This is a genomic window from Jannaschia rubra, assembly GCF_001403735.1.
Lineage (GTDB): Bacteria > Pseudomonadota > Alphaproteobacteria > Rhodobacterales > Rhodobacteraceae > Jannaschia > Jannaschia rubra.
Genome location: NZ_CXPG01000012.1, coordinates 334587 through 342822, shown reverse-complemented (window position 1 = coordinate 342822; position 8236 = coordinate 334587). Strand labels below are relative to the sequence as shown.

The window sequence follows — 8236 nt, the reverse complement described above, 5'->3', positions numbered from 1 at the left end:
GACCTTCTCGGCCAGATCCCGGCGGACCAGGAGATCGGCAGCGTCACGGCAGACGGCGCCTACGACACACGCAAATGCCATGATGCCATTGCCGAGCGGGGCGCTCACGCTGTCATCCCGCCCCGCAAGAACGCGAAGCCGTGGAAGACCGTCACCGCTGGTGCCGTGGCCAGAAACGAGGCCCTGCGAACTTCGAAATACCTCGGCCGCGCGATCTGGCGACGATGGAGCGGATACCACCGCAGAAGCCGCGTCGAAACAAAGATGCACTGTATGAAACTGCTGCGGCAGCGCCTCATGGCGCGGGACTTCGACCGACAGGTCGCGGAGGTCCAGATCCGCATCGCAGTCATGAACGGCTACACCGCGCTTGGCATACCTGTCACAGAAACCGTGGGATGAATCCGTCCGGGGAAAGGGGAACCTCGGACATCAAAGGTTTTGTGCAACAGAGCCGTCCATCTGGCGGGCCTTTTTATCTCCGCCCGGCCCGAAAAAGGGCCCGCCGCAAGACGGGCCCAAGGTCTGATCCGACGTCCTACTGCATGTACTGGCCGCCGTTGGCGGACAGAGTCGATCCGGTGATGAATCCCGCCTCGTCGGAGGCAAGGAACGCCACGCAGCGCGCGATCTCCTCCGCCTCGCCCAGACGCCCCACGGGGATCTGAGGCAGGATCACCTCGTTCATGACCTTCTCGGGGATGGTGCTCATCATCTCCGTGTTGATGTATCCCGGCGCCACCACGTTCACGGTTATGCCCGCTCGCGCGCCTTCCTGCGCCAGCGACTTGGTGAAGCCGATGTCGCCGGCCTTCGCCGCTGAATAGTTGGCCTGCGCGAACTGACCCTTCTGTCCGTTGATCGACGAGATGGTCACGATGCGACCGAACTTCCGCTCCCGCATCCCGGCCCAGACGTTGTGCGTCATGTTGAACACGCCGGTCAGGTTCGTGCCGATCACCTCGTTCCATTGCTCCGGTGTCATCTTGTGGAATGGCGCGTCGCGGGTGATGCCCGCGTTGTTCACCAGGATATCGACAGGCCCAAGGTCCGATTCGACCTGCGCTATGCCGTCCTTGCAAGCGGCATGGTCGGCGACGTCCCACTTGTAGGTCTTGATGCCGGTTTCCTTGGTGAAGGCCGCGGCCTTCTCGTCGTTGCCGGCATAGGTCGCGGCGACGCTGCATCCCGCGTCCTTCAGGGCTTTTGAAATTGCCGCGCCGATGCCGCGGCTGCCCCCGGTGACCAATGCGATTCTCGCCATGATATTCTCCTCCTCAATCGGTGTGGCGCCCGTCCACGAACCGGCGGGCGTCCTCCTCCCCGATACGCCAAGTGTCGCGCAGTTTCGAGGCGTCCGTAAAGTCGATCTTGTCCGCCGGCACTTCTTCGGACGGCGACAGGTAGGTCCGGCCCGGAACGTCGGGCAGGTTGCGATACTGCCGTGTGAGCAGGATCAGCGTGCGCCCCTTGTCCGGGTCGGGCAGGGGGGCCTGGTCGATCATGCCCGCGTCCACGGCTGGCTTGCCGTCCCAGAGCGGCGGGTCGAAGGCGGGCGGGATCGTCGCCGCTGCGCAGACCAGATCGCACAGCTTTCCGTCGCGGGCCGCGCGGTTGGCATCGACGCACTCCGGCGTGAGACCTGTTGCTTCGGCCCAGGCCAGGTGCGGTGTGGACCTTATGGTCAGGTCCGCCTCATAGGCCAGGATGACTGCGCTGCCGGACAGCTTGGGCATGCCGGAAGTGGGCGGACGCGCCAGCAGGATCTGGACCGACGGGCCCTCGGCCACCTGCCGCGCGGCCCCCGCGTCGCCGATGCAGCTCTCGACGACCCGGCGATAGATGCGCTGATGGGGGCTGTTGCCGGCCCTCTCGTCGAACGGCTCGTGCACGGGCAGGTTCCGGTCATGTCGGGCGAATTCCGCGATCATCGTGTCGCGGATGCGCGTGCCCCGGTGGGTAACGAACCCCACCGCCGACAGGGCCCCGCCCGACACCGCAGCGATCCGGCTGGGAGTCAGGTCCATTTCGCGCTGGAGAACATGCAGGAAACCGCCCTGCCAGAAGCACCGCGTCCCGCCGCCGGAAAAGACCAGCTGATCGTATGGAAGGGTCTCGGTCATGGCGAAAGCGGGCAGCGGCTCGCCGCCGCCCGGTCCGTCTCAGGGCCGCTCGACACAGAGCGCGACGCCCATGCCACCGCCGATGCACAGCGTGGCAAGGCCCCTTTTGGCATCCCGACGCTTCATCTCGAACAGCAGGGTGTTGAGCACCCGGCACCCCGACGCGCCGATGGGATGGCCGATGGCGATGGCCCCGCCGTTCACGTTCACGATGGCCGGATCCCACCCCATCTCCTTGTTGACGGCGCAGGCCTGGGCGGCAAAGGCCTCGTTCGCCTCGATCAGGTCCAGGTCGCCGACCTTCCAGCCCGCCTTCTCCAGCGCCTTGCGCGACGCGTGGATGGGCCCTGCACCCATGATCGACGGGTCGAGGCCGGCCGTTGCATAGCTGGCGATCCGCGCGAGCGGCTCGATACCGCGCTTCTCGGCCTCCTCCGCCGACATCAGCAGCGTCGCCGCCGCGCCGTCGTTCAGGCCGCTGGCGTTGGCCGCCGTGACCGAGCCGTCCTTGGTGAAGGCGGGGCGCAGCTTCTGCATCGCCTCCATCGTCGCGCCGTGACGGATATATTCATCCTGGTCGACCACGGTGTCGCCCTTGCGGCCCTTTACGGTGAACCCAACGATCTCGTCCTTGAAGCGACCCTCCTTCTGGGCGGCTTCGGCCTTGTTCTGACTGCCGACTGCGAATTCGTCCTGCGCGTCACGGCCGATCTGCCACTTCTCGGCCACGTTCTCGGCGGTCTGGCCCATGTGATAGTTGTTGAACGCGTCCCAGAGACCGTCCTTGATCATCGTGTCGACCAGCTTCACGTCACCCATCTTCTGGCCCTGGCGCAGCGCCTGCGCGTGGGGGGCGAGCGACATGCTCTCCTGTCCGCCGGCCACGATGATCGCGGCGTCGCCGAGCTGGATGTGCTGCGCCCCGATGGCCACGGCCCGCAGGCCCGAACCGCAGACCTGGTTGATGCCCCAGGCGGAAGCCTCCTGCGGCAGGCCGGCCAGGATGTGCGCCTGCCGGGCGGGGTTCTGGCCCTGGCCGGCGGTCAGCACCTGGCCCAGGATCGTCTCGGACACCTCGGACTTGTCGACGCCGGCCCGGGCCACGACTTCCTCGATCACGGCGGCGCCGAGTTCGTGGGCGGGGGTATTGGCGAAGGCGCCGAGGAACGACCCCACGGGGGTGCGGGCGGCCGAGGCGATCACGACATTGGTCATGGCAAACATCCTTTCGGTGTGGCGGCACGGGGGCGGAAGATGTCCGCCACGAACCCCATGCCGTATGATATCTCCCTTGGAGTAGCGCGCACGGCGCTTGGGGGCAAATGTTGCCTGCATCCGGGCGGATGTTTCCGGTCCGAGGTCACACCTTGACGTGCTCCTCCGCCCGCCGTTCCGCCGACACGAGCCAATCGGGTCGCATTGCGGGGGCGCCGTAATGGAACCCCTGCAGGCAGTCGATCCCGGCATCGACGAGGAATTGCGCCTCTGCCTGCGTCTCGACGGATTCGGCCACGGTGAACATGTCGAAATGCTGCCCGATGGTGATCAGGGCGGCCAGGATGCACTGGTTGTCGGGGTCCGCGTCGCAGCCGCGCACGAAACTGCCGTCGATCTTGATAACGTCGAAATAGAACTCCTTGAGATAGCGGAACGATGTCTGCCCCGCACCGAAGTCGTCGAGCGCAAAGGTGATGCCGCGATCCTGCAAATCGGTCATGAACGTCTTGACCAGCTCGGGCACCTGCATGGCAGAGGATTCCGTGATTTCCAGGATCAGGCGCTCGCCCACCGTCTCGTCCCGCGCCAGCCAGTCCTGCAGCGTCCGTGTCCACTTCGGATAGCCGATAGACCGCGCGGACATGTTGACCGACAGCCGCAGCGACGGCGTGCCCGCCAGTGCCTCCAGCCCGCAGCGCAGTGCTGCGCAGTCGATCTCCCGTCCCAGTTCCTCGTTCTCGACGGCCGGCATGAACTGCGTCGCGGGGATGATCCGGCCGCTGCCGTCCAGCACGCGGATCAACCCCTCATGAAACGCCGGATCGCCGGTCAACGCACCGATCACGGGTTGATAGGCCAGCATCACGTCGCCGGCCTCCAGAGCCTCGCGGACCATCCGCAAGGTGGACCTGTCACGCTCCGCAAGGGCGTAGGACAGGGGGTCTTCGGCCCCCGGTTCGAAAAAGGATCGGCGCGGCATCTCGGCTCCCCTCGGACTGGGGGCTTGGTGCCACGCCGATCCTTGCGGATCCGTTAAGCGCCGGGGCGGGGATGCTTCCCTTCCTCGACTTCCTCGACGATCTTGGCGACGAAGTCGTTCAAATCATCGGGATTCCGGCTGGTGATGATGCCGTTCGACACGGCGACCGGCTTGTCCACGACATTGGCGCCCGCGTTCTTCAGGTCGGTGCGGATCGAGTGATACGACGTCATCTCGCGCCCCTCGACCACGCCTGCCTCGATCAGAAGCCAAGGAGCGTGGCAGACGGCGGCGACGATCTTGCCCGCCTCGACGAAGTCGCGGATCAGCTTCACGGCGTCGCGGTCCACCCGCAGCAGGTCGGGATTGATCTGCCCGCCCGGCAGGACCAGCGCGTCGTAATCCGCAAGGTCCACGTCGGACAGTTGCAGGTCTACCTCGGCATCCTGTCCCCAGTCGTTGCCGTCCCAGCCCTTGATGGTCTTGCCGTCGGGGCTGGCCACGTGCACCGTCGCGCCGTGGCCACGCAGCTTGTCGCGGGGCACCTCCAGCTCCGACTGCTCGAAGCCGTTGGTCGCGAGGATGAGGATCTTCGATTCCTTTATCGCGGTCATGGGGTGGTTCCTTTCGTTTCCGGGTATGCTGGTCAACGACGCCTGCGGGCGGGATGTTCCGGGGGGCTGACGCGATGGAAGGATGCGGTTGGGTGGGCGACGATCCCCTGTACCGGGCCTATCATGACGACGAATGGGGTGTGCCGCAGCGCGATGCCCGAGCGCTCTGGGAACAGCTCGTCCTCGAGACCTTCCAGTCGGGCCTGTCCTGGATCACCATTCTCCGCAAGCGCGAGGCATTCCGTGCGGCCTTCGCCGATTTCGACCCCGCAGTCATCGCCCGTTGGGGCGACGCCGAGGTCGCGCGCCTGCTGGCCGATCCGGGCATCGTCCGACACCGCGGCAAGATCATGGCCACGATCGGCAACGCCCAGGCTTTCCTGGAAATGCAGGCCGGGCAGGGGTTCGAGCGTTTCGTCTGGGACCACGTGAACGACACGCCGTTGCAGCCCCGCCGCACCGTGCCGGCCCATGTGCCGGCCCGGACGGACCTGTCGGCGCGGCTCTCCAGGGGACTGAACGCTGCGGGGTTCCGGTTCTGCGGCCCGACGACCGCCTATGCCTTCATGCAGGCGGCTGGGCTGGTGAACGACCATCTGACCTGCTGCGGGTGCCACGACCGGGTGGCCGCGCTCGGCTGATCGGCGGATGGCCGCGCTCAGGACTCCCTGTCGCGGGCGGGTCCGCGCGCGAATGGGGCGTGTCGTTGAAAAGGCGGGAAAAGGGCGCGGCGCTGGTCCAGCGTCCCGAAGCGCACAGCCGTTCATTGCGCGTCCACGCTCTCCCGCTCCAGATCACGAGGATGCCCATGTCTGCCTTCATCACCCTGACCGACACGTCCGTCACCGACGCCGGCTTCTGGTCCGGCCTCGACCTCGACGGCCGCAGCACCATCGACGCCACGGGTCTGGACGACCGCTTCGCAATCCGGCTCGACGGTGGCTCGATCACCTTCACCGACACCGATACCGGCGATGAGACGACCTGGTCCGATGACGACCTGGGCGACGGGTCCTTCTCGGACGTGATCCAGTTCAAGGCCAACGACGGGGGGAGCGACGTCAGTGGTGCGGATCGACTTGGCTGGAAAGGCTATGTTGGCGGCGACGGCGACGACACGTTCCGCGACGACGGCGAGCGGGGCGGAACGATGCGGGGCGGCGACGGCAACGACACGCTTGTCGGCGGCACCGGCAACAACAACCTCTACGGCGGTCAGGGCGACGACGAGCTGAGCGCAGGCGAAGGTGGCAACAACAACCTCTGGGGTGGCGAGGGCGACGACACCCTGATCGGCGGCCCCGGAAAGGACAACCTGCGGGGCGACAGGGGCGACGACCAGATCTTCGGCGGCAGCGGCACCGGAAACCTGTTCGGCGGCGAAGGCGACGACACCGTGACCGCAGGCGAGTTCGAGGGCAACCTGTTCGGCGGACGCGGCGACGATGTCATCGTCGCAGGCACGAAGACGCAGTTCGCCACGGGCGGCAGCGGTGACGACCGCCTGATCGTTCCCGAAGGCGCGTCCTTCGAGCCCTATGACGACGGCTCGGACAGCGGCGTTGTGACGCTGCCCGACGGCACCAGCTTCGTCTATACCAACTTCGAGTCCGTGGACGTGGCCTGCTTCACCGCCGAAACGCCGCTTTCGACCCCCGGCGGCGAGGTGCCCGTTGGCGATTTGCGTGTGGGCGACCTGGTCGAGACGCTGGACCACGGGCCGCAGCCGATCCGCTGGATCGGGCGCAGGACGGTGCCCGGCGTGGGTGCCCACGCGCCCGTGCACTTCCTGCCGGGAGCCATCGGCAATACGCATGAAATCCGCCTCTCGCCCCAGCACCGCGTCATGATGGCGGGGTGGAAGTGCGAGCTTCTGTTCGACGCGACCGAAATGCTCTGCGCGGCCAAGCATCTGTGCGACGGCGACCGCATCTACCTCGCGCCCTGCACCGAGGTCACCTATGTCCACGTCATGTTCGACCGCCATGAGGTCGTCCTGTCCGGCGGCGCCCTGCTCGAGAGCTTCTTCGCAGGCGACCGCATCCTGGAGGCCGACCGTGAGATCTACGACGAACTGGTGAGTCTGTTCCCCCAGATCGCGCAGGGCACCCATCCCGCGCAGGCGCCCGCCCGCCCCATCCTCCGGGCGTTCGAGGCCAGGTTGATGTGATCGCGCGTCAGCCCCGTTCGTCCTTTGGGCTGCCCATTACGACATAGGTTGTCAGACGCGCGACCTGCGGCAGCATGCCCAGTACTTCGGTATGGAAATGCTTGTAGGCCGCAAGGTCGCGCGCCTCGACCCGCAGCAGGTATTCGACGCTTCCGGTCACGTTGTGGCACTCGCGGACTTCGGGGGCGATGGCGATGGCGCGCTCGAACGCACCCTGCGCGCGCTTGGTGTGCTCGTTCAGTCCGACGGCGATATAGGCGGTGAAACCTATCCCGGCGCGGTCCGGGTCGATGATCGCGCGGTAGCCCCGGATCAGGCCCGACGCCTCCATCGCCTGCACCCGGCGCAACGTGGCCGAAGGAGAAAGGCCCACGTGCCCGGCCAATGCCTGGTTGGTGATCCGCCCCTCGCGCCCGAGGATGCGCAGGATCTTGTCGTCTGTAGGGTCGGAAACGCTCATTTCTTGCGAAGATTGGGGTAATGCCACGATGTTCGCAAGCACTTTCCGGATCGATTGCGCGATGTTGCCCCTTATGACGCTCGATATCCTCCTCGCCCTCGCGGGCTTTGCCTTCGTATCCTCCATCACGCCGGGGCCGAACAACCTCATGCTGATGGCATCGGGCGCGAACTTCGGCCTCTGGCGCACGGTGCCGCACGCCTTTGGCGTGGCGCTCGGGTTCACTTTCATGATCGTGTTGGTGGGGCTGGGTCTGTCGCGCATCTTCGACCTTTGGCCGGTCACCCGGACCGTGCTGGCCGTGTTGTCGGTCGTCTACCTCCTCTGGCTTGCCTGGAAGATCGCCAACGCCGCGGCCCCCGACCGCGCCGCCGCCGACGGCCGGCCGCTGACATTCCTTCAGGCGGCGGCATTCCAGTGGGTGAACCCCAAGGCCTGGACCATGGCCCTGACGGCGATCACGCTCTATTCCGCAGGCTCCCTCTGGTCGGTCGTGGCGGTCGCGGCGGTGTTCGGCGCGATCAACCTCCCCTGCGTCTCAAGCTGGACGGTGCTGGGGCGCGGGATGCGACGCTTTCTGACCTCGCCCCGCCGTCTGCGTGCATTCAACTGGACGATGGCGACGCTTCTGGTCGCGTCTCTGTATCCGTCGATCATGCCGCTTCTCTGATC

Annotated in this window: 10 protein-coding genes; 4 read left to right on the top strand and 6 right to left on the bottom strand. The window is 66.4% G+C overall.

All coding sequences use genetic code 11. From position 1 onward, the window contains the following. Window positions 1–402 (top strand): IS5 family transposase (locus JAN5088_RS04845; RefSeq protein WP_144431849.1); only part of this gene is annotated, 402 nt, incomplete at its 5' end. A 136-nt stretch (window positions 403–538) separates the two neighbouring features. Here the strand turns inward: JAN5088_RS04845 and phbB are convergent. From phbB to JAN5088_RS04820, 5 genes are all read right to left on the bottom strand, one after another. Beyond that, window positions 539–1264, bottom strand: a complete 726-nt coding sequence (phbB, locus tag JAN5088_RS04840; protein WP_055681664.1) for an acetoacetyl-CoA reductase — start codon at window positions 1262–1264, stop codon at window positions 539–541. A gap of 13 nt (window positions 1265–1277) precedes the next feature. Further along, window positions 1278–2123, bottom strand: coding sequence for a patatin-like phospholipase family protein (locus tag JAN5088_RS04835; RefSeq protein ID WP_055681663.1), 846 nt, complete (start codon window positions 2121–2123; stop codon window positions 1278–1280). A 39-nt stretch (window positions 2124–2162) separates the two neighbouring features. Then, on the bottom strand, window positions 2163–3338 hold the full coding sequence (locus JAN5088_RS04830; protein ID WP_055681662.1) for an acetyl-CoA C-acetyltransferase: 1176 nt from the start codon (window positions 3336–3338) through the stop codon (window positions 2163–2165). 145 nt (window positions 3339–3483) lie between these two features. Further along, complete coding sequence (locus JAN5088_RS04825; protein ID WP_055681661.1) at window positions 3484–4320, bottom strand: EAL domain-containing protein; 837 nt, start codon at window positions 4318–4320, stop codon at window positions 3484–3486. A 53-nt stretch (window positions 4321–4373) separates the two neighbouring features. Further along, a complete protein-coding gene (locus tag JAN5088_RS04820; RefSeq protein ID WP_055681660.1) occupies window positions 4374–4934 on the bottom strand; it encodes a type 1 glutamine amidotransferase domain-containing protein in 561 nt (186 codons plus the stop codon). A 74-nt stretch (window positions 4935–5008) separates the two neighbouring features. On the opposite strand from JAN5088_RS04820, the gene JAN5088_RS04815 reads away from it, so the two are divergent. Both JAN5088_RS04815 and JAN5088_RS19400 read left to right on the top strand, forming a co-directional pair. Continuing rightward, window positions 5009–5575 carry a DNA-3-methyladenine glycosylase I gene (locus tag JAN5088_RS04815; protein ID WP_055681696.1) on the top strand — a complete coding sequence of 189 codons (567 nt, stop codon included), beginning with the start codon at window positions 5009–5011 and terminating at the stop codon, window positions 5573–5575. A gap of 167 nt (window positions 5576–5742) precedes the next feature. Beyond that, window positions 5743–7104, top strand: coding sequence for a Hint domain-containing protein (locus JAN5088_RS19400; protein ID WP_055681659.1), 1362 nt, complete (start codon window positions 5743–5745; stop codon window positions 7102–7104). A 7-nt stretch (window positions 7105–7111) separates the two neighbouring features. On the opposite strand, the gene JAN5088_RS04805 is transcribed toward JAN5088_RS19400, so the two are convergent. Next, complete coding sequence (locus tag JAN5088_RS04805; protein WP_055681658.1) at window positions 7112–7564, bottom strand: Lrp/AsnC family transcriptional regulator; 453 nt, start codon at window positions 7562–7564, stop codon at window positions 7112–7114. 73 nt (window positions 7565–7637) lie between these two features. On the opposite strand from JAN5088_RS04805, the gene JAN5088_RS04800 reads away from it, so the two are divergent. Continuing rightward, window positions 7638–8234 carry a LysE family translocator gene (locus tag JAN5088_RS04800; RefSeq protein WP_055681695.1) on the top strand — a complete coding sequence of 199 codons (597 nt, stop codon included), beginning with the start codon at window positions 7638–7640 and terminating at the stop codon, window positions 8232–8234. Window positions 8235–8236: the final 2 nt, after the last annotated feature.

Excerpts from the sequence above, each read along its gene's own strand:
- phbB (WP_055681664.1), bottom strand. The coding sequence starts at position 1,264 with ATGGCGAGAATCGCATTGGTCACCGGGGGCAGCCGCGGCATCGGCGCG.
- JAN5088_RS04835 (WP_055681663.1), bottom strand. The coding sequence starts at position 2,123 with ATGACCGAGACCCTTCCATACGATCAGCTGGTCTTTTCCGGCGGCGGG.
- JAN5088_RS04830 (WP_055681662.1), bottom strand. The coding sequence starts at position 3,338 with ATGACCAATGTCGTGATCGCCTCGGCCGCCCGCACCCCCGTGGGGTCG.
- JAN5088_RS04825 (WP_055681661.1), bottom strand. The coding sequence starts at position 4,320 with ATGCCGCGCCGATCCTTTTTCGAACCGGGGGCCGAAGACCCCCTGTCC.
- JAN5088_RS04820 (WP_055681660.1), bottom strand. The coding sequence starts at position 4,934 with ATGACCGCGATAAAGGAATCGAAGATCCTCATCCTCGCGACCAACGGC.
- JAN5088_RS04815 (WP_055681696.1), top strand. The coding sequence starts at position 5,009 with ATGGAAGGATGCGGTTGGGTGGGCGACGATCCCCTGTACCGGGCCTAT.
- JAN5088_RS19400 (WP_055681659.1), top strand. The coding sequence starts at position 5,743 with ATGTCTGCCTTCATCACCCTGACCGACACGTCCGTCACCGACGCCGGC.
- JAN5088_RS04805 (WP_055681658.1), bottom strand. The coding sequence starts at position 7,564 with ATGAGCGTTTCCGACCCTACAGACGACAAGATCCTGCGCATCCTCGGG.
- JAN5088_RS04800 (WP_055681695.1), top strand. The coding sequence starts at position 7,638 with ATGACGCTCGATATCCTCCTCGCCCTCGCGGGCTTTGCCTTCGTATCC.